General features: G+C 72.5%; 19 protein-coding genes and 1 pseudogene. 10 read left to right on the forward strand and 10 right to left on the reverse strand.

Annotation, left to right across the window (positions count from 1 at the left end):
* Positions 1-19: 19 nt before the first annotated feature.
* The 5 genes and pseudogenes from C4U44_RS04235 to C4U44_RS04255 all read left to right on the forward strand — a co-directional run bounded on the left by C4U44_RS04235 (position 20) and on the right by C4U44_RS04255 (position 3,234).
* Positions 20-910: a DUF5936 domain-containing protein gene (locus C4U44_RS04235; RefSeq protein WP_456051545.1), complete on the forward strand. Its 891-nt coding sequence runs from the start codon at positions 20-22 to the stop codon at positions 908-910.
* Between the two features lie 189 nt (positions 911-1,099).
* Complete coding sequence (locus tag C4U44_RS04240; RefSeq protein WP_235031800.1) at positions 1,100-1,357, forward strand: Flp family type IVb pilin; 258 nt, start codon at positions 1,100-1,102, stop codon at positions 1,355-1,357.
* 32 nt (positions 1,358-1,389) lie between these two features.
* Positions 1,390-1,947, forward strand: a pseudogene (locus C4U44_RS04245) (pilus assembly protein TadG-related protein); the annotation flags it as partial.
* Positions 1,948-1,979: 32 nt separating this feature from the next.
* Positions 1,980-2,561: a hypothetical protein gene (locus C4U44_RS04250; RefSeq protein WP_103884254.1), complete on the forward strand. Its 582-nt coding sequence runs from the start codon at positions 1,980-1,982 to the stop codon at positions 2,559-2,561.
* A 7-nt stretch (positions 2,562-2,568) separates the two neighbouring features.
* Entirely contained in the window at positions 2,569-3,234 is a 666-nt protein-coding gene (locus C4U44_RS04255) for an OmpA family protein (protein WP_407642778.1), read from the forward strand.
* A 145-nt stretch (positions 3,235-3,379) separates the two neighbouring features.
* Here C4U44_RS04255 and C4U44_RS04260 read toward each other — a convergent pair whose 3' ends face one another.
* Positions 3,380-3,730 carry a DUF192 domain-containing protein gene (locus C4U44_RS04260; RefSeq protein ID WP_103884256.1) on the reverse strand — a complete coding sequence of 117 codons (351 nt, stop codon included), beginning with the start codon at positions 3,728-3,730 and terminating at the stop codon, positions 3,380-3,382.
* A gap of 56 nt (positions 3,731-3,786) precedes the next feature.
* On the opposite strand from C4U44_RS04260, the gene C4U44_RS04265 reads away from it, so the two are divergent.
* Entirely contained in the window at positions 3,787-4,506 is a 720-nt protein-coding gene (locus C4U44_RS04265) for a prepilin peptidase (protein ID WP_103884257.1), read from the forward strand.
* Between the two features lie 90 nt (positions 4,507-4,596).
* On the opposite strand, the gene mgrA is transcribed toward C4U44_RS04265, so the two are convergent.
* Positions 4,597-5,640: an L-glyceraldehyde 3-phosphate reductase gene (gene mgrA / locus C4U44_RS04270; RefSeq protein WP_322973550.1), complete on the reverse strand. Its 1,044-nt coding sequence runs from the start codon at positions 5,638-5,640 to the stop codon at positions 4,597-4,599.
* 134 nt (positions 5,641-5,774) lie between these two features.
* Between mgrA and C4U44_RS04275 the strand changes: the two genes are divergently transcribed.
* The 4 genes from C4U44_RS04275 to C4U44_RS04290 all read left to right on the forward strand — a co-directional run bounded on the left by C4U44_RS04275 (position 5,775) and on the right by C4U44_RS04290 (position 10,802).
* On the forward strand, positions 5,775-6,536 hold the full coding sequence (locus C4U44_RS04275; protein WP_103884737.1) for an isoprenyl transferase: 762 nt from the start codon (positions 5,775-5,777) through the stop codon (positions 6,534-6,536).
* A 170-nt stretch (positions 6,537-6,706) separates the two neighbouring features.
* The gene (locus C4U44_RS04280) at positions 6,707-8,026 is read left to right on the forward strand and encodes a PhoH family protein (RefSeq protein ID WP_103884259.1); all 1,320 of its coding nucleotides are present in this window, start codon (positions 6,707-6,709) and stop codon (positions 8,024-8,026) included.
* A 419-nt stretch (positions 8,027-8,445) separates the two neighbouring features.
* Positions 8,446-9,129, forward strand: a complete 684-nt coding sequence (locus C4U44_RS04285; RefSeq protein ID WP_103884260.1) for an aggregation-promoting factor C-terminal-like domain-containing protein — start codon at positions 8,446-8,448, stop codon at positions 9,127-9,129.
* A 122-nt stretch (positions 9,130-9,251) separates the two neighbouring features.
* On the forward strand, positions 9,252-10,802 hold the full coding sequence (locus tag C4U44_RS04290; protein ID WP_235031801.1) for an AI-2E family transporter: 1,551 nt from the start codon (positions 9,252-9,254) through the stop codon (positions 10,800-10,802).
* Between the two features lie 60 nt (positions 10,803-10,862).
* Here the strand turns inward: C4U44_RS04290 and C4U44_RS04300 are convergent, their stop codons facing one another.
* The 8 genes from C4U44_RS04300 to fomD form a co-directional block, all read right to left on the reverse strand.
* Positions 10,863-13,331 (reverse strand): FtsX-like permease family protein, encoded by a 2,469-nt coding sequence (locus tag C4U44_RS04300; RefSeq protein ID WP_103884261.1) that lies wholly within the window; start codon positions 13,329-13,331, stop codon positions 10,863-10,865.
* Positions 13,328-14,017, reverse strand: a complete 690-nt coding sequence (locus C4U44_RS04305; protein WP_103884262.1) for an ABC transporter ATP-binding protein — start codon at positions 14,015-14,017, stop codon at positions 13,328-13,330. The genes C4U44_RS04300 and C4U44_RS04305 overlap by 4 nt, the downstream gene beginning before the upstream one ends.
* On the reverse strand, positions 14,014-14,538 hold the full coding sequence (locus C4U44_RS04310) for a PadR family transcriptional regulator (RefSeq protein WP_103884263.1): 525 nt from the start codon (positions 14,536-14,538) through the stop codon (positions 14,014-14,016). The genes C4U44_RS04305 and C4U44_RS04310 overlap by 4 nt, the downstream gene beginning before the upstream one ends.
* Positions 14,539-14,637: 99 nt before the next feature.
* A complete protein-coding gene (locus tag C4U44_RS04315) occupies positions 14,638-14,907 on the reverse strand; it encodes a hypothetical protein (RefSeq protein ID WP_103884264.1) in 270 nt (89 codons plus the stop codon).
* A gap of 15 nt (positions 14,908-14,922) precedes the next feature.
* Positions 14,923-15,867, reverse strand: coding sequence for an SPFH domain-containing protein (locus C4U44_RS04320; protein WP_103884265.1), 945 nt, complete (start codon positions 15,865-15,867; stop codon positions 14,923-14,925).
* Positions 15,868-16,524: 657 nt separating this feature from the next.
* Positions 16,525-18,702 carry an ATP-binding SpoIIE family protein phosphatase gene (locus tag C4U44_RS04325; protein WP_235031802.1) on the reverse strand — a complete coding sequence of 726 codons (2,178 nt, stop codon included), beginning with the start codon at positions 18,700-18,702 and terminating at the stop codon, positions 16,525-16,527.
* A 67-nt stretch (positions 18,703-18,769) separates the two neighbouring features.
* Positions 18,770-19,468, reverse strand: coding sequence for a class I SAM-dependent DNA methyltransferase (locus tag C4U44_RS04330; protein WP_103884267.1), 699 nt, complete (start codon positions 19,466-19,468; stop codon positions 18,770-18,772).
* A 270-nt stretch (positions 19,469-19,738) separates the two neighbouring features.
* Positions 19,739-20,425, reverse strand: a complete 687-nt coding sequence (fomD, locus tag C4U44_RS04335) for a cytidylyl-2-hydroxypropylphosphonate hydrolase (RefSeq protein ID WP_103884268.1) — start codon at positions 20,423-20,425, stop codon at positions 19,739-19,741.
* Positions 20,426-20,427 lie beyond the last annotated feature (2 nt).

Raw genomic sequence — 20,427 nt, forward strand, 5'->3', positions numbered from 1 at the left:
GCCTGCCGCGATGACCCTGATCGGACTCGGACTCGCCGTCGTCCTCGCCGCCGCCGCGACCGGCGTCGTGTACGCCATCGGCCTGCTGCGCGCCGACGCCAAGCTGCCCGACGACCTCGCGCTCGCGCTGGAGGTCGGCCGCACCCGCACCACCCGCACCGGCAATGCCATCGACCGCGTCGGCATGCGCTGGGCGCCCACGGTGCTGCGCATGATGGGCCCGGCCCGGATCGCCCGGATGCGCGCCCGCATCGACCACGCCGGCCACCCCTACGGCCTCACCGTCGAGCGGTACGCCGCCCGCCGCGCGGTGTACGGCTTCCTCGGCGGGCTCGCGGCGCTGGCCCTGTTCAGCCGCGGGAACTGGTTCCTGGCGCTCCTGCTGCTCTGCTATGCCTGGTGGTGGGCCGACCTCGGCCTCTGGCTCGCCGTCCGCCGCCGCCGCGACGACATCGAGCGCACGCTGCCGGACTTCCTCGACGTCCTTGCGGTGGTGGTCAGCGCGGGCCTCGGATTCCGGCAGGCCCTGGAACGGGTCAACTCCGTCTACCAGGGGCCCTGGTCCGACGAGATCCGCGTCGCGCTGCGGCAGATGGACGTCGGGGTCAGCCGCCGCGACGCCTTCGACCAGCTGCGCAAGCGCAACCGCAGCGACCAGGTGGGGCAGTTCGTCACCGCGCTCCAGCAGGGTGAGGAGCTCGGCGCCCCCATCGCCCGTACGCTGCTGCAGATCGCCACGGACATGCGGCGCACCGAGGCCCAGAACGCCCGCCGCCGCGCCGCCCGCATGGTGCCCCGCGCGACCGGCGTCATCACGCTCCTGCTCGTCCCGGCCACCATGATCCTGCTCATCGCGGGCACGGTCATCGGCTCGCAGATCCACTTCGGCGATCTCTTCGGGAGCGGGTGAGGCGGTTGTTTTGCGTGAACGGGGTACGACAGAGCGTGAGTTCGCGTCATGCTGGCCCAAAGGGCACCGATTCGCCCGGCACGACCAGCGGAACCAGCGAGAGGCGGTGCGCCGTGCCCCCCGAACCCGACCGGCCGTACACGGCCGCCGCGACCAGCAGCCAGGTGATCAGGAATGGGGCGAGCAAGCATGAACAGGTGGGTTCTCCAGCACTGCACGGACGCCGAGGTCTGGCTCCGCACCCGCACGGACCGGCTGACGGCCCGCCTCTCCGCCCGGGCGGCGGACCGCTCCGACCGCGGCCAGACGTCCTTCGAGTACCTGGGGATCGCGGTGGTGATCGCCGTGATCATCGGGGTGCTCGCGGGCACGACGGACATCGGTACGAAGATCAAGGACGCCATCACCAACACCATCAACAAGATCACCAGCGGCAGCGGCAAGTAGGACGGTTCGGTGACGACAGAGGCCAGACGGTAGGTATCTACATCGTCGCCATGGGAGCTCTGTTCTTCCTGGCCTTCGCGTACTTCGCGGTCGGACAGGCGACCAACCTCCGGAGCAAGGCCCAGACGGCCGCCGACGCCTCGGCGCTCGCGGCGGCCCGGCAGAACCGCGACGAGGTCAAGACCGCGTTCCTCAATGCTCTGGACAGCGGCGACGACAGCCTGCTGGGACGCCTGCTCAGCGACGCGGGGACCGACGACATCGCGGCCTGCCAGGCCGCGCGCACCTACGCCGGTGACAACCACGCCACGGTGCAGCAGTGCGACCGGGCCGGCAGCGGGGTGGGCTACACCGTCTCCGTCATCACCGACGACACGGTGGGCAGTTCGGTGATCGACGGCACCGACTCGAAGCAGGCCACGGCCGCGGCCACGGCGGTCGTCGAGCCGCGCTGCTCCCTCGGCTCCGACGCCACCGACGGCCACACGATCCGATTCTCCTGTGACGGCGGCCCGTTGACCATCGATCCGACCGCCACGGGCTTCACGCTGGATCTGTCGGACTTCTACTCGGTCCACCTGACCAAATGACCACCCAACGAGCAGCGAGGGAACGGGGAGCGATGAGGTACGGGCGCAGGGCGACGACCGCGGTGGCATGCGCGGCCGTCGCTGCCATGTCGCTGGCGGGTTGCGGCGGTGGCGGCGGCGACAAGAAGGGCGACGACAAGCCCTCCTCGGCGACCAGTAGTTCGGCGAAGGCGTCGGGAGGCGAGGGCGCGCAGTCGCCCTCGCCCAGCGCGACGCAGGTCCTCGCGCAGATCAGGGGCGAGAAGGACATCGAGGTGACCATCAACTCCGCGGTGCGCGACTCGGGCGGATTCGTCACCGTGGAGGGTGAGGTCACCAACAACGGGACGGAGCAATTCGACGCCAACGACTGGGTGGGCAACGAGACCGCGCTCGCGGCCTCCGGTGCCTCCGTCGCCGGTGCCGTCCTCGTCGACGAGGCGGGCAAGAAGCGTTACTACGTTCTGCGGGACACCGAGGGCAAGTGCCTGTGCACCATGAAGCTGCTGTCGATCCAGCCCAAGGAGACCCGCCCCTTCTTCGCCCAGTTCCCCTCCCCTCCGGAGACCACCACCTCCGTCGAGTTCGAGCTCCCGACCATGCCCCCTGCCAAGATCTCCATCTCCGAGGGGTGATCCCGCTGTGACCCGCACCCCGCAGCCCCGCCGGGCCGTCGCCGCAGGCGCCGGCGCGACCGCCACCGCCGCCGTGCTCGTGCTGGTGTGCGCCCTCCCCGCCGGGGCCGACCCGAATCCGCCGCCGAGCGCGGGCGAGCCCACGCCCAGCGCCCCGGTGCAGATCGACCCGAAGTCGCCGGACCTGAAACTGCCGGAGGGCGCGACGCTGGCGCCGCCCAAGGTGCTGGACATCGTGTCGGTGACGGACCAGGGCTCGGTCTCGGCGAGCCAGCCCGAGGAGCGCCAGGAGACGTCGAACACGACGGTGACGTACGCCCTCCAGGCCGAGGTGGTGTTCACGAAGGACAGTGCGAAGCTCTCGCCGAGCGCGACGTCGCGGATCCAGGCGATCGCGGGCGACATCAACGCGAAGCACGTCACCTCACCCATCCGTGTCTTCGGGTTCACCGACAACCTCGGCAGCAGCGCGCACGGCGAGGTGCTGTCCAAGCAGCGCGCCACCGCGGTGTACAACGTGCTGGCCGCGCAGCTGGCGTCACTGGGCGACCCGGACCACACCTTCCAGGTCCGCGGCTACGGCGAGGACTACCCGATCGCCGACAACTCCTCCGAAAGCGGCCGGCGCGAGAACCGCCGGGTGGAGATCACCTTCACCCCGCCCGCGTCGTAGCGTTGCGGAACACCGGCCGGGGCGCGGTACGGTGGAATCCCCCCCTCGGGCCGGTTCGCGATCCCCCCCTGCGAACCGGCCCGTTCTCGTTCACCGCGCTTTGGCTGCTCCGCGGACCCCGCTCGCCCGCCGGGGCCGGCCCCGCTCAGTCCGGCAACCCCAGGGTGACGCCCTTCGCCACGCCCCATTGCGCGAAGGCGCCCGCCTCGGCCTCCAGGACGTGGCGGGCCCGTAGCCGGGGGCGGCCGACGCGGCCGGGCGGCATGGTGCGGACCGCGAGGACGCGCAGCCGCCGGTCGAGGTAGGCCACGTCGATGGCGAAGCGCATCCGGACCGTGTGGATGCTGGACGCGGGGGTGAGCAGCAGGGCGCCGTCGAGGCCGTCCCGGCCCAGCAGGCCGCGGGTACGGGCGCGGTAGGAGGCGGCGACCCGCAGCGGTACCTCGGCGGCCGGCGTCCGCAGCAGGCCCTCGCCGTCCCGCAGGCGTCGGCGCATGTCCGTCCTTCCGGTCCCCTCCCGAGCGGCGCGACCGCACGTGTACGGTCGGCCCGGTGCATGTCTATCTCATCGTGGGCGCCGCCGTCTGGGGAATAGCCGTCGGCCTTCTCCTGCCGCGCGCCGCCTACCGGTTGGCGGTCACCGCGGGGGAGCCCTGGGCGGCGGCCTGCCCCGCGGGGCACCCGGTCCGCGGCTGGCTCGGCCCGGCCCGCTGCGGGCGGTGCGCCGAGGGACAGCGGCGGTACGGAGCCGGTCACGGTGCCGCGCTCGGCTGCGCGCTGGTGTGCGCGGCGCTGGGCTGGCGGGTGGGCGGGCACCCCGAACTCGCGGTGTGGCTGCTGCTGGTGCCCGTCTGCGGCGTGCTCGCCCGGGTCGACCTCTCCGTCTTCCGGCTGCCCGACGTGCTCACCCTCCCCGCGCTCGGGCTGACCGCGGTCCTCCTCGGCGGCGCCGCCCTGCTGCCCTCCCATGAGGGCTCCTGGCCGCGCGCGCTGATCGCCGCCGCGGTCCTCGGGCTGCTCTACGCCGTCCTGTTCCTCATCAACCCGGCCGGCATGGGCTTCGGCGACGTCAAACTCGCCCCCACCCTCGGGCTCGTCCTCGGCTGGTACGGCTGGGGCGCGGTCATCACCGGCACCTTCGCCGGGTTCCTGCTCGGCGCCCTGGTCGGGCTCGTCCTCATCGCCACCCGCCGCGCGACCCGCAAGACCGCCATGCCCTTCGGGCCGTTCATGCTCCTGGGCACCCTGGCGGCGGTCCTCCTGATGCCCTGACCGCCCCGGGCGCCCCCGCGCCGATGCGACTCCTCCCGCGGCAGGCGGGGGAGGAGCCGCACCGGACCAGGGGCGCCCGGGGCGAAGCGGTCACGCCTCGCTGCTGACGGACCAGATGTTGACGCCCTCGGGCTCCACCGCGTGCTTGTCGATCTCCGCGAGTTCCTCCGTGGAGAGCGGCGGCGCCCCCACCGCGGCGACGTTCGCCTCCAGTTGGGCGACGGACGACGCGCCGATCAGGGCGGAGGTGACGCGGGGGTCGCGCAGCACCCAGGACAGCGCGAGCTGCGCCAGGGACTGGCCGCGGCCGGCCGCGACGTCGTTGAGCGCGCGCAGCCGCTTGATCGTCTCCTCGTTGACCAGGTTCGGGTCGAGGGACTTGCCCTGCGCGGCGCGGGAGTCGGACGGGATGCCGCCGAGGTAGCGGTCGGTGAGCAGCCCCTGGGCCAGCGGCACGAAGCCGATGCAGCCCATGCCCTCCTCGTCGAGGACGTCGAGCAGGCCGTCGTTCTCCACCCAGCGGTTGATCATGGAGTAGGACGGCTGGTGGATCAGGGCGGGCACGCCCAGCTCGCGCAGGATGCGCGCGGCCTCGCGGGTGCGCTCGGGCCCGTAGGAGGAGATGCCGACGTACAGCGCCTTGCCCTGCTGGACCGCGGAGGCGAGGGCGCCCATCGTCTCCTCGAGCGGGGTCTCCGGGTCGAAGCGGTGGGAGTAGAAGATGTCGACGTAGTCCAGGCCCATCCGGGACAGCGACTGGTCGAGCGAGGCGCGCAGGTACTTGCGCGAGCCCCACTCGCCATAGGGGCCCGGCCACATGTCGTAGCCGGCCTTCGTGGAGATCACCAGCTCGTCGCGGTAGGCACGGAAGTCCTGCGCGAAGAGGGTGCCGAAGTTGGCCTCCGCGGCGCCGTAGGGCGGGCCGTAGTTGTTGGCCAGGTCGAAGTGGGTGACGCCGAGGTCGAACGCGCGCCGCAGGATGGCCCGCTGCGAGTCGAGCGTGCGGTCGTCGCCGAAGTTGTGCCACAGACCGAGCGAGATCGCGGGGAGCTTGAGGCCGCTGCGCCCGGTGCGGCGGTACTCCATCGAGTCGTAGCGCTCGTCGGAGGCGCGGTAGAGGTGTCGAATGTTCACCGCCCCTGCTTATCACGAGCGGTTGAAGTGTCTACTATCAGCTGCCGTCCGGGCGCCGCCCCGGTTCGTCCGTACGGTCGTTCGCGCAGTACTGTGGCCGCTCGGGCGACGAGCACATGAGGGGCTGGTACGCGATGAATCTGCGCGACCTGGTGTATGGGCTGTACTCCCACCGGGTGGAACGCCGGATCGACGTGTCGCAGACCCCCAAGCACATCGGCGTGATCCTGGACGGCAACCGGCGCTGGGCGAAGGCGTCCGGCGGCAGCCCCGAGCAGGGCCACCGGGCCGGCGCGGACAAGATCGCCGAGATGCTCGGCTGGTGCGAGGAGACCGGCGTCGAGGTGGTCACCCTGTGGCTGCTGTCCACCGACAACCTGGACCGGCCGGCCGACCAGCTGGTGCCCCTGCTGGGCATCATCGAGGACGCGGTCACCGAGCTGGCCGCCGCCGGGCGGTGGAAGGTGCACCACGTCGGCACCATGGACCTGCTGCCCGCGCGCACCCAGGGCGTGCTGAAGGAGGCCGAGCAGGCCACCGACGGCCAGGAGGGCATCCTGGTCAACGTGGCGGTCGGCTACGGCGGCCGGCAGGAGATCGCCGACGCGGTCCGCTCGCTGCTGCACGAGCACGCCGGGCGCGGCACGTCCATCGAGGACCTGGCCGAGATCCTGGACGTCGAGCACATCTCCGAGCACCTCTACACGCGCGGCCAGCCGGACCCGGACCTGGTCATCCGCACCTCGGGCGAGCAGCGGCTGTCGGGGTTCATGCTGTGGCAGAGCGCACACTCGGAGTACTACTTCTGCGAGGTCTTCTGGCCCGCGTTCCGCAAGGTGGACTTCCTGCGGGCGCTGCGCGACTACGCTGCCCGGCACCGCCGGTACGGCGCCTGAGCACGCGGACTCCGAGGTGAGCGCTCCGTGGCGGGGCGATGACCGTCGGGTGACTGTCCCATGCATCCGCATGCGGGTGGCGGATCCAGGGCATATCACTGGCAGACCGGCATCCGGACCTTGGCTGCCGGACCGCAAGACTCACCTCTCCCGAGGGGGTTCGTCCACACGTGGTGACCAGCAAGAATCGCCGTGATCACGACCGGCGCACGTATGTACTCGACACCAGCGTGCTGCTGGCCGACCCCAACGCCTTCACCCGTTTCGACGAGCACGAGGTCGTGCTGCCGGTCGTCGTGGTGTCGGAGTTGGAGGCCAAGCGCCACCACCCGGAGCTCGGCTACTTCGCCCGCCAGGCGTTGCGCACGCTCGACGAGTTCCGGATCCGGTACGGCAGGCTCGACGCGCCGATCCCGATCGGCGACATCGGCGGCACGCTCAGGGTCGAGCTCAACCACTCGGACCCCGGGGTGCTGCCCGCGGGGTTCCGGTTGGGCGACAACGACTCGCGCATCCTCGCCGTCGCCCGCAACCTGCAGGCGGAGGGGTACGACGTCACGGTCGTCTCCAAGGACCTGCCCCTGCGGGTGAAGGCGTCCTCGGTCGGCCTGCTGGCCGAGGAGTACCGCGCGGAACTCGCCATCACCTCCGGCTGGACCGGGATGGAGGAGTTGCAGATCGGCGCCGAGGACGTGGACGCCCTCTTCGCACAGGAGGTCATCGATCTGCCCGAGGCGGCGGATCTGCCGGTGCACACCGGGCTGGTGCTCCAGTCCGAGCGCGGCAAGGCGCTGGGCCGGGTCACCGAGGACGGCCGGGTCCGGCTGGTGCGCGGCGACCGGGAGGCGTTCGGCATCCACGGCCGCAGCGCCGAGCAGCGGATCGCGCTGGACCTGCTGCTGGACCCGGAGGTCGGCATCGTGTCGATGGGCGGGCGGGCCGGCACCGGCAAGTCCGCGCTCGCCCTCTGCGCGGGCCTGGAGGCGGTCCTGGAGCGCCGCCAGCACCGCAAGGTGATGGTCTTCCGCCCGCTGTACGCGGTCGGCGGGCAGGAGTTGGGCTATCTGCCGGGCAGCGAGGCGGAGAAGATGAGCCCGTGGGCCCAGGCGGTCTTCGACACCCTCGCGGCGGTGACGTCGAAGGAGGTCATCGAGGAGGTGGTGGCGCGCGGCATGCTGGAGGTGCTGCCGCTCACCCACATCCGGGGCCGCTCGCTGCACGACGCGTTCGTGATCGTCGACGAGGCCCAGTCGCTGGAGCGGAACGTCCTGCTGACCGTGCTGTCCCGGATCGGGGCCGGTTCGCGGGTCGTGCTCACCCACGACGTGGCCCAGCGCGACAACCTCCGCGTGGGGCGGTACGACGGAGTGGTGGCGGTGGTGGAGAAGCTGAAGGGCCATCCGCTCTTCGCCCATGTGACGCTCAGCCGTTCGGAGCGGTCGCCGATCGCCGCACTCGTCACCGAGATGCTCGAGGAGACCGGCGCCTGACCGTTGCCCGTATCTGTCCGATAATCAGGCGAGTTGAGACTGCTGCGTCCGGGAAACCGGGCGCAGCAGCTTAGCGTTCGGGGGCCGCGCGCACAGGTAATTACCTCCGTCCGCAGCATGTGAAGTTTGCCACTCAACCGGAAATTGCCGCGCGGCGTCGGAGTACGGCAGGGTGTGAGGCTGTCAGGCCCCGCTCGTGGCACTCCCGTACCCCTCGGGGCGCGGGATCGCACCACCCACAAGTCAACATCGACGCCACGAGCCGCCCGAGCACCACGCGGACCCCGCAGGGGAATTCGCACCGGGCCAGTACCCCCGTGACCGCCCGGCCCGTACGGCGGACCGGCCCAGGGGGACCGAGCCAGGGGCACGATTCCGTCCGTGCGGTCACCAAGCGGGCGATTCCGGAAGGAAACCGTGTGAGCCGGATCTCGGTCCGGGGACTCGCGGTGGCGTCAGCCACTGCGGTCACCACAGTGGGCGCCGTGGTAGGCGTCGCGTCGGGTGCAGACCAGGGCAGCGGCACCGCCGAGCAGCCCGTCGAAGCCGCAGGCACGACCACCCTCCTCGCAGACATCCCCGCCGGCCAGCAGGTGCAGCAGGCGTCGTTGACGGAGCAGGTCCAGGCTCAGTCCGACGCCGCCGATGCCTCGGCCCGGCAGTCCGCGGAGCAGGCAGCCCGCGTCCAGGCCGCGAAGGACGCCGCCAAGAAGAAGAAGGCGGACGACGCAGCGGCGGCCAAGGCGGCCCAGATCAAGGCGGAGTCCGGCACGGGCGACGCGAGCGCGACCTTCTCGATCCAGGCGTCCTACACCACCGCGCAGGTGCAGGCGATGGCGAAGGAGATCGTCGGCAGCGGCCAGTACATGTGCTTCTCCAACATCGTCACGCGCGAGAGCGGCTGGAACTACACGGCCACCAACGCCTCCAGCGGTGCCTACGGGCTCGTCCAGGCGCTGCCCGGTTCCAAGATGGCCTCGGCGGGCGCCGATTGGCAGACCAATCCGGCCACGCAGATAAAGTGGGGCCTGAACTACATGAACAGCCGGTACGGCAGTCCCTGTGACGCCTGGCAGTTCTGGCAGGTCAACCACTACTACTAGAGCCCGGCTGCGGACTCGCCTCGCCGATCCGGCCGCCTCCGGCGGCCGGATCAACCCTGATCCCGGGTAACGTCGTCTTCCACAGCAGTGCCACGGACGGCCAAGGGGTCAGGGGGAGAGCGATGCCGGAGAAACGCCACTGGAGCGCCACGCTCGCGTCCGCTCTGGCGAACCTCGCAGGCCGGCTGGACGAGCGACACGCCACTGTCTCCGCGCGCGACGCGGAGTTCCGGGGGGCCGTGAATGACACGGCCCCCTCTGGCATGCCCGCCGCACCCGCACCCGCGCCGGCCGCGCCCGGCCCCGCCGTGCAGCAGCAACCTCCGGCCGGCACCGAGACCGTCGCCGACCCGGCGTCGGTGCCGGTGCAGGCGGCGGTCTCCGACGCGACCGCGCCGCCGGTGCCGGCGCGTACCGCGCCCGTGCTGAACCCGGTCGCGGTCGTGCCGTGGAGCATGCGGGTCGCCGCCGAGATCGGCTGGCGGCTGCTGATCCTGGCCGGCACCGTGTGGGTGCTGATGCGGGTGATAGGCGCGGTCCGGCTGGTGGTGCTGGCGTTCGTCGCCGCGCTGCTGATCACCGCGCTGCTCCAGCCGTTCGTGGCCCGCTTGAAGCGGATGGGGGTGCCGCGCGGGCTGGCCACCGCGATGGTCTTCATCGGCGGCTTCATCGTGATGGGCCTGGTCGGCTGGTTCGTGGTCTGGCAGGTGATGGACAACATCGACAACCTGTCCTCAAGCCTCCAGGACGGTATCGACCAGGGGAAGAAGTGGCTGCTCAACAGCCCCTTCCACGTCACCGACGACCAGATCAACCAGGTCGCCAACAACCTCAGCAACGCCCTCGGGCACAACACCAAGCAGATCACCGACGCGGGCCTGCAAGGCGTCACGGTCATCGTCGAGTTCCTGACCGGTGTGCTGCTGGCGATGTTCAGCACCCTGTTCCTGCTCTACGACGGCCCGAACATCTGGAACTGGGTGCTGCGGCTGTTCCCCGAGGACGCGCGGGTCGGACTGGCCGAGGCCGGGCCGCGGGCCTGGCGCACCCTGACGCTCTACGTGCGCGGCACCGTGATCGTCGCGATGATCGACGCGATCTGCATCGGCGTCGGCATCTTCTTCCTCGGCGTGCCGATGGCGGTGCCGCTGGCCGTCGTCATCTTCCTGTCGTCGTTCGTGCCGCTGGTCGGCGCGGTCGCCTCGGGCGCGGTGGCCGTCGTCGTCGCCCTGGTCACCGAGGGGCCGTTCACCGCGCTGCTGGTGCTGGGCGTGGTGCTCGCGGTGCAGCAGATCGAGGGGCACATCCTCCAGCCGTTCATCCTCGGCCGCGCGGTCCGCGTCCACCCGCTCGCGGTGGTGCTCTCGGTGGCGGCCGGATCCCTGGTCGCCGGGATCGGCGGGGCGATCAGCGCGGTGCCGCTGGTCGCGGTGAGCAACACGGTGGTCGGCGTGCTCCGGGCCCGTGCGAAGGCGCACACGGGCACCGCTGAGGTGGTGGCGGGCGGGACGCCACAGGCGGCGGTCCCGGCGGCGGCTGTGCAACCCCCGGCCGCTGTCGTCCCCGGACCCGTCCTGGACGATCCGGGCCCCGAGGCGGACCCGGACACCGAGGGCGACCCGGACACCGACCTCAGCGAGCCGCACGCCTTCGCGGACGAGTCCGCGAAGTAGCCGTCCCGTCCGCGAAGGCGTGCGGGGGAGCCGACCCGTTCCCCCACACGCCGTGGAGCGCTACTCCGTGCGGAGCCCGTCGGCCCGCATCAGCCGCCACAGCGGCGGCAGGCTGAGCAGCGTCACCAGGAGGACGACGCCGGCCCCGATCCCCGACATCGCGCCCATGCCCGCCCAGTCGACGTGGAACGGCCCGCCCACCATGGCCAGCAGCGCCGCGCCCAGCCCGATGCCGCCCGCGCAGGCCAGCACCAGCCCCAGCACCACCGGCACGGCGGTCTGCCACAGCACCGACCAGGCCAGCGCCGAGCGCCGCGTGCCGAAGGCGACCAGCACCGCGAGCAGCTTCCGGCGCTCGCGCAACTGCTCCAGCATCGTCACCAGCAGGCTGGCACCGATCAGCCCCATGGTGAGCGTCGCCCCGGCGTACAGGCCCCGGCGCAGCTGGATGTAGTTGGACTTCTCCTTGGTGTCGTGCAGGGTGTACATCCGCACGGCGGGGCCGAATGCGGCGACGGCGTTGCGCACCCGCTCGATCGCGTCGGGCTGCTTCGGGTCGACGCTGACCGTGATCTGGGCCTGGGGCGTGCTCAGCGCGGCCTTCCCCAGGGCCTCGGGTGTGGCCAGGACGCCCCACTCCTGGGCGCCCGACGGCTGGGGCAGCGGGTGGGCCGTGACCGCGCCGGCCGGGATCCGCCACAGCCGGGCCTTCCCGTGGTACGCCCCGGAATCGGGCGAGTTGAGGTCGACCAGCCCGCCCGGCCGGACGAACTTCACGTAGTCGCCGTGGACGTACGGGTCGTCGTCCGGCGGCACCAGGAAGACGCTGCCGGGCGCGCACGAGGTGATCCGGGCCAGCTGCCGCAGCGTCGGGCAGCCGGCGACGTCGACCGGCAGATACGGGTAGTCGGTGGTCTCGTCCCTCTTCAGGGTGCTCGCGTCCGGCCGGGTGGCGTCGGCCCGCGCGAAGCCGTAGACCTGGGAGACACCCTTGGCGGCGGCGATGGACCGGACGTACGACGCCACCTGGGCGCTGTCGCCGACCTCGCCGTTGACCACGGCCTGGGCGCGGCTGGTGTCGGCGCCGGTGGACGAGACGAAGTCGCCGTCGACGCCGTGGAAGAGCATCTGGAGCGCGATCGCGCCGGCCACCGCGACGGTCACCCCGCTCACCATCCGCGCGGAGGAGCTGCTGTTCAGCTGGAGCCTGCGGGTGGCCAGCTGCCACACCACCGGCCCGCCGCGCAGCCGTCCGACGGCGGCCTCCACCACCCACGGCAGCACCGCGGTCACGCCGAACAGCAGGAGCACCGCGCCGGCCGCGACCTGGTACTCGTTGAGCGACACGTCCCCCTTGACCTTGCCGAACAGCGGTGCCAGCAGCGCCAGTCCGGCCGCGGGCAGCAGCAGCCGCCACCACAGCCGGCGCCGCCGCCCCACGCCCTGCCGGACGACGCCCAACGGCTCGATGGTGGTGCCGCGCAGGCCGGCCAGGGTCACCGCGATCGACGCGATCGGCACGGCCAGCACGATCAGCACGGTCAGCGCCGGGTTCGGCGCCATGTCGCCCGGATACGCGGAGATGTCGCGGATGGTGACGTGCGAGGCGAGCTGCCTGCCCACCAGGAAGAGCAGCGCGCCGACGAGCAGGCCGAACACCGCGCCCAGCAGGGCCTCTCCGGCGGCGATCCGGTGGGTGGTGCGGATGTCGGCGCCGACCAGCCGCAGTGCGGCCAGCCGCCGGTCCCGGCGCTCCCCGCCGAGCCGCACCGCGGTCCCGATGAACACCGCCACCGGCAGCAGCAGCACCACCAGCACGACGATCAGCAAAAGGTCGAACGTCGGGCCCATCACCGCGGAGTTGCTGTGGGCGCCGAACCCGGCGATCCGGTCGGCGTTGCCGTGGTGGTACGTGGAGTCGCGGGCGACCAGCTGGTCGCTGCCGGCGTAGTAGTACAGCTCGGCCGGCCCCATCAGCCCGGCGTGCCCGATGGTGCCGGTGATCGGGTACGGGATGCGCTCGCGCAGCAGCGGCGAGGACGCCAGCAGCCGTTCCAGCGCCGGGGACACGACCATCCGGCCGGTGCCGGGCCACGCGGTCACGCCCGGCGGGAGCTGCGCCTTCGGTCCCTCGGGGTGGACCAGCAGGCCGGTGATCCCGTCGCCGTGGTACGTGGTGCCGGTCTCCTCGCTCAGCAGGGTGGAGGCGCCGGGGTGCGCGATGTACGCGGCGCTGGAGGGCTCGCGGGCCACCCGCTTCTGGTCGCGGGTGTGCATCATCGCCGGCACCGCGGCCGTCAGCAGCAGCAGCGCCACCCCGAGTCCCACGCCGACCGCGGTCAGCGCGGTGCGGGTCCAGCCCTCCCGGCCGCCGCCGGCCGCGAACCGCGCGCCGAGCGCGAGGTCGCGGATCCAGGCGCGCAGGCCGACGGTCCGCGCGTCCGGTGCGGGCGGCCGGCCGGAGCCGCCGCCGACCGAGTCGAAGCCGGCGAACGGCTCGTACCGCGCGCCGCCGTGCGGGCTGCTCATGAGACCCGTTCCGTGTCGCGCGACTTCCCGTCCCGCACGACGATCTCCCGGTCGGAATAGGCGGCCACCCGTGCCTCGTGGGTGACCAGGACGACGGCCGCGCCGGTGTCGTTGGCGGCGTCGGTCAGCAGCCGCATCACCCGCTCGCCGTTGAACGAGTCCAGCGCGCCGGTCGGCTCGTCGGCGAAGACCACCCGGGGGTCGCCGACCAGGGCCCGGGCCACCGCGACCCGCTGGCCCTGGCCGCCGGAGATCTCGCCCGGGCGCTTGCCGGAGATGTCGGCCACCTCCAGGCGCTCCAGCCACTCCGCGGCCTGCCGCTCCGCCGGGCGGCGCTTGGTGCCGCTCAGCCGCAGGGGCATCGCGACGTTCTCCAGACAGGTCAACTCGGGGACGAGCTGGCCGAACTGGAACACGAAGCCGAAGTCGGAGCGGCGCAGCGCGCTGCGCTCGCCGTCGGACATCGCGGACAACTCCCGCCCGCGGTACTGGATCTCGCCGGAGTCGGGCCGCACGATCCCGGCCAGGCAGTGCAGCAGGGTCGACTTGCCGGACCCGGACGGGCCCATCACGGCGACGACCTCGCCGGCGCGGATGGTCAGGTCCGCTCCGTCGAGGGCGGCCGTGGGGCCGTAGGCCTTGCGCACGGCGGTGGCCAGCAGCAGCGGCTCGGTGGCGGCGGTCACCGCGTCACCTCCGCGGCCAGCTGGTCCAGCCGGGCGGCGGTCAGTTCCAGCCAGCGCAGGTCCGCCTCCAGGTGGAACAGCGCGTGGTCGCAGATGAGCTGGTCGGCGAGGTCGCCGTCCCGCTTGCGCCGGGTCAGCTCGCGCATCAGCCGCAGGTGCTCGGCCCGTTGACTGTCGAGCAGGTCCGCGGCGGACCTGCCGGTCAGCAGGGCCAGCACGACCTTCGTGTAGAGGGTCGTCTGGAGGTAGGGCTCGGGCTTCTCCGGCTGGGCGAGCCAGGTCGCCACATCGGTGATCCCGGCGTCGGTGATGGCGTAGCGCTTGCGCTCGGGGCCGCCGCCCGGCTCTATGCCGTCCACCTCGACCAGGCCGCTCTTCAGCAGCCGGGCCATCGTGGAGTAGACCTGGCCGTATGCGAGCGGCCGGTCGTGTCCGAAACGTTCGTCGAAGGTGCGCTTCAGGTCGTAACCATGGCGCGGCCCGGACTCGAGAAGTCCGAGCAGGGTATGGCCGATTGACATGCGGAGCACAGTACACCATGGGTATACATCACGTGTATACCCATGGTGTACTCGCCGACGCCGCCGACGTTCTCGCAGGTCAGACCCTGATGAGAGGCGTCAATCGGACGCGGGATCCGGCCCGGGATCGGGCTCCGGGTCCGGCCCGTCCGGTGGCGGGGCGTCCTTCGGGGGGCGGCCCCGGCGCGGGATCGGACGGACGGCCGACGGCATCCGGCCGGCCTCGGTCAGCGCGCGCCGGAGCAGGTACTCGATCTGCGCGTTGGTACTGCGCAGCTCGCCCGACGCCCACGCGGCGAGTGCGTCGTGAACGGCGGGATCGAGCCTGAGCAGCACCTGCTTGCGGGGTGGGCGGTCGGTCTCGGTCACGGACGGTACGCCGCCTCACTGGTAGAGCGTGCCGGTGTTCAGCACCGGTTGGGCGGCCCGCTCGCCGCAGAGCACGACCAGCAGGTTGCTCACCATCGACGCCTTCCGCTCCTCGTCCAGGACGACGATGTCCTGCTCGGCGATCCGCGACAGCGCCGACTCCACCATGCCCACCGCGCCGTCCACGATGGTCTGCCGCGCCGCCACGATCGCACCCGCCTGCTGCCGCTGGAGCATCGCGGAGGCGATCTCGGCGGCGTAGGCGAGGTGCGTGAACCGCGACTCGATGATCCGCACCCCCGCCGACGCCACCCGCGCGGCGATCTCGGCGGACAGCCGCTCGGTGATCTCCTCGCTGTTCTCGCGCAGCGACAGCCCGTCCGTGTCGTGGCTGTCGTACGGGTAGCGGGTCGCGATGTGCCGCACCGCCGTGTCGGTCTGGATCGACACGAACCGCACGAAGTCGTCGACCTCGAAGACCGCCTGCGCGGTGTCCTTGACCTGCCACACCACGACCGCGGCCAGCTCGATCGGGTTGCCGTAGGCGTCGTTGACCTTCAGGACGGCCGTCTCCTGGTTGCGCAGCCGCGTGGAGATGCGCCTCCGGCTGGTGAACGGGTTCACCCAGCGCAGGCCGTCCTGCCGGATCGTCCCCTGGTACCGCCCGAACAGCTGGCACACCCGCGCCTGCCCCGGCGCGACCTGGGTCAGCCCGAAGAGCAGCACGAAGGCCACCACCGCGATCACGATGCCGGCCGTCACCAGCCCCGCGGCCGTGCCCCCGCTCTGCCCGGCCCCGACCGCCACCAGCACCACGCCGCCCGCGATCACCAGCAGCGCCAGCAGCAGGAACGGCAGTCCCGGCATCCCCGCCGCCCGTCGCTCGACCACCCGCGGCGCGGGCATCTCCGGGATCTCGCTGTGCTCGGCCGGCACGGTTCCCTGTGGTTGCTCGCTCATGACCCACCCCGTTCTGTGATGTCGAACTTCTAGCAAAGTGTTATCACATTAAGGTGAGCTGTCAACACCCGAACCCGGCGGACCCGCGCCCGGACGCGATGCAGCCCCGGAGCACGGCCGCACACACGTGTTCCGGGGCTGCGTTCTCACGGAGTCCGGGCTCAACCCCTGGACCGCTTCCCACCCTCGCATCGCGCAGGTAGGACGGCACCCGGGAGAGGGGGAGGGGGAGTTGCGGGAAGGGGGTGCGGGGGGAGGGGGGTGCGGGTCACGTGGGAGCCGTGCGTCCGCGAGGGCACCCGCTCACGCGCCCTTTTTTGCCGCCTTCTCGCCTCCGGCCGCTTAGACCCGGTGTCGACAGTCGACCGTGCTCGATCGCTCGTTCCTCACGATCTCCGCGCGCTCTCCTTTTCGACACCGGCGCGGCCTTTGGCTCGCCGGCTACACCGGGGTGCCGTCGTTCGCGTACGCACCCTTTCCGGCTTGCCCTTATCCCTTTGCCCGTTGATCGGGCGGTGCCGATACGTGCGAGGCAGATCCGGAATGTAGGCACTGAGCCAAAGGGCGCGCCGCTGTCGAAAGGTGGGGGCACCTCCCAGGCGGAGCTCTGGGGGAGGCCGGCGGCGAGAAGGCGGCAAAAAAGGGGACGAACGTCCACTACTGGATAGGCAGTTCGAACCAGACGACCTTGCCCGCGCCCAGGCGGGTGGCGCCCCAGCGCTGGGCCATGCGGTTGACGAGGTAGAGCCCGCGGCCACCCTCCTCCTCGGGTGCGGCGTGGCGCATCCGGGGCAGCAGGGGAGCATCGTCACCGACCTCGCAGCGGAGGACGTCGGTGCGCAGCAGCCGCAGGGTGACCGGGCGTTCGGCGTAGCGGACCGCGTTGGTGACGATCTCGCTGACCAGCAGCTCGGCCGCGTCGACCTGGTCGTCCAGACCCCAGCGGCGCAGGGCCTGCCGCACGAGGCGGCGGGCACGGCCGGCGGTCTGGGCCTGCGGCTCCAGGAACCAGTACGCGACGTCGCTCGGCGCGATCCCGGCGAAGCGGGCGGCGAGCAGGGCGATGTCGTCGTCGCGGTCGCCAGGGCCGAGGATCTCCAGTACCTCGTCGCACAGCGGCTCCAGCGGCGGCGGCGAGACCACGGTCGCGGCGTCGTGCAGCCGCTCGCGCAGCATCTCGATGCCGCCCCAGACGTCGCGGCTGCGGGACTCCACCAGGCCGTCGGTGTAGAGCAGCAGCGTCGCCCCGGCGGGCGCGGGCAACTCCACGGCCTCGAAGGGCACCCCGCCGACGCCGATGGGCGCGCCCGGGGGAACCCGGAGCACCTCGGCGAGGCCGTCGGCGTGCAGCAGCACGGGCGGCGGGTGGCCGGCGTTGGCCACCACCAGGCGGTGCGCGATGGGGTCGTACACCGCGTAGACGCAGGTCGCCATGCGGTCCTGGCCGAGCCGCTGGGCCTGCTCGTCGAGGTGGTACAGGACCTCCTGCGGGGCGAGGTCGAGACCGGCCAGCGTCTGCACCGTGGTGCGCAACTGGCCCATGATCGCGGCCGATGTCATGGAGTGGCCCATCACGTCGCCGACCACCAGCGCGACCCGGCTGCCGGGCAGCGGGATCGCGTCGTACCAGTCGCCGCCGACCCGGGCGGACTCGGCGGCCGGCAGGTAGCGGCTGGCGAGTTGCACGCCGGTCGGCTGCGGCAGCGAGTCCGGCAGCATCTCGCGCTGGAGGGCGTCGGCGATGTACGCCTCGCGGCCGTAGAGCACGGCCTTGTCGACGCCCAGCGCCGTGTGGGTGGCGAGTTGGGCCGCGACGAGCAGGTCGTCGGCCTCGAACGGCGGCCGGTCCGCGCGGCGCAGCAGTACCGCCGCGCCGATCACCCGGCGCCGGCCGCGCAGCGGGGCGAGCAGCGCGCGGCGGCCGGTCGGCAGCGGGCCCGGGGGGTTGCCGAGGAGTTCGGCCAGGGCGTCCGCGGCCCGCGGCGAGTCAGCGAAGACCGGGCGCACCCCGCGCAGCACCTCGGCGAGCGGGCCGTCGAGCAGCACCCCGATGGTCTCCGGGGCGCCGCCGTAGGGCGTCTCCAGGGCCGGCAGGTCGCCCACCGGGACATCGGGGGTGTCGCCGGGGCCCTCCAGCCCGCCGTCGGCCCGGCGCAGCCGCAACCGCAGCGGGCCCGAAGGGCGCTCGTCACCGACCGGCAGCGGCTCGCGCAGGTAGACCAGGATCGCGTCGGCGAAGGCGGGCACCGCGGAGCGGCACAGCCCGAGCAGGATCTCGTCGAGGTCCAGGCCGCGGGCGATCCGCCGGGTGGCGGCGCCGACGTAGCGCAGCCGGTCCGCCTCGGGGCCGGTCTGCACCGGCATCGGGATGCGCATGCCCACCGAGTCCTCGTCCGCGGTGTGCCCGGCCGCACTCAGCGCCGTGCCCCGCGCCGGCGTGCTCACAAACGAGCCCAACGCCTCGCTCCCCTCCGTCACTGCCGGCACCCATCCCGTGTCGTTCGCCGGGGCGGGTGCCAGGGCCGGTCCCTCGGCCTGGGACCCGCTGTGCGCCTCGCCCGGCGCCACTTCCGCGCGGTGCTGTCCGGCCACCGGTGCACCATCGCTCCGCGGTGCACTGTACGCCCCGGCGCGCGAGGGCGCGGGAGTCTCCTCGTGGTGTGCGCGGGCGCTCGGCGGTGGAGCGCCGTGATCGTGGTCGTGCGACGTGGACCCGGCGGCCCCGGCCTGCTCGGCCGGCGGCGCCGATCGGCGCAGGCCGAAGCCGCCGCGCGGGTCCTGCGGGGGCGGCGGCGCGGCGTGCGGCCGGGGTGGGCGGGGCGGGTCCGTGGTCACGCGAGTCGGTCCATCCGTCGGTGCTCCGCCGCGGCCAGCGCGTGGCGGGGCTCGGGCCTGGTCTGGGTCAGGCGCGTCGGCAGTAGAGGAAGAGCTGCTCCTCCGGCGGCACATCGGTGCTCGCCGGCGCGTAGGTGTACGCCATCTCCTTGATCACCTCGAAGCCCGCGTCCGTCACGACGCGGTGCAACTCGTCCTTCAGGTACCCCGAAACCCGCACGGTGTGCCCGAGGAAGGGGATCGGCACGTCGTCCACGTCCGCCTCGACCATGCCGAGCGCCAACCGCCCGTCGGGGGCCAGCAGTTCCCGGACGGCGGCCAGCGTGCCGGGGATCTCGGCTCTGGGCAGCATGAGCAGCGTGAAGAAGGCCGCCACCGCCGCGAAACTCCCGGCGGCAAGCGGCCCCCCGTGCGTCAGGTCTGCCACGTCGGCTTGTACGTACTCCGCTTCCGGTACGTTCACCCGCGCGCGGGCCAACATGCCGGCGGACAGGTCCACCCCGGTCACCCGCAGGCCCGCGTCGACGAACTGGCGGGCCGTGGGCAGCCCGGTCCCGCAGCCGAGGTCGAGCACCCGGGCGCCGGCCGGCAGCCCGCCGGTGAGCCATTCACCCGCCGCGACCTGGCCTTCCTTGTGCGGGAACGCTTCGTCGTACCGGTCGCCGATGGCGTCGAACGCCTCGGCCTGGCCGGTGCGGTCCCGCTGGGGTCCCGCCGCGGGGGCGGTGGGGGGCGCGCCAACGGGCTGGTAGCCGCCGGTATTCACTGCTCAGGGCCTCCCTGACTGCTGTGTGGCTGCTGGGACTGCTGGGACGTACCAGGGTGGTGCGGTGGCGGGGCGGATGGGTCGGGTGGGGCGGTGCTTGGCATATGCACAGGAGCGGCACTCGTTTGTACCCCCGTGACGTGGCGTCAAACTCTAGGCCGTGCTGGGCAATTGTGCAGGCCCCCGGGACGATCCTACGGTCGGCGGCCCGGGGCGCGACAAGGGGCTCTCGACCCGCGCCCGGATCCGCGCCTCGCTCCCCCCAGGGCCTCACACGGCCGGGCGGTCCCAGTCGGACGGCAGTTCCGGCACCTGCCACGACGGGTCGGGGCGCCAGTCCTGCCAGCGGTCGCGGAACGGCGGCTCCCACGCCCTGATGGCGCGCACCGCGTCCTGGCCGGCCCGCCGCACCCGCGCGGCCAGTTCGGCCGGCATCAGCCCGTCGTCCTGCGCCTGGGCGAACTCGTCCTCGTCCCGCCAGTACCACTTGCGGTCCGGGTGCACCGAGATGTCGAGGAAGTGGTCCTCGGAGTCCACTCCGGCGGACCAGCGACTCAGCGGCTCCTCGAGGTTCACGTACCAGCTGCGGAACCGCCAGTCCGGCTCCCAGAACAGCCACACCGACCACGGCAGGCCCGGCCGGGCCAGCTTCAGCACCCCCGCGCCGAACCACTCCTCCACCACCCGGGTGCGCGGCTTGGTGTACCGGGTGGCCAGCGGCTCCTTGTACAGCGGCGTGCCGTCGGCGAGCACCGGCTTGATGCAGCGGGTGCCGGGTGCCAGCCACACCGCCAGCAGGTCCGGTTCGTCGCGCACCACGGTCACCGGACGGCAGATGTGCACCTGCTCCGTGCCGTTCCCGCGGTAGCGCCACAGCACCTGCTCGCCAGGGGCCCAGTGGGCCTGGCGCGGTGCGTTCGATCCGTCCTGGTGGGTGATGTCGACGTCGGCTGTCATGA

This window comes from Actinacidiphila yanglinensis, assembly GCF_900107965.1.
Lineage (GTDB): Bacteria > Actinomycetota > Actinomycetes > Streptomycetales > Streptomycetaceae > Actinacidiphila > Actinacidiphila yanglinensis.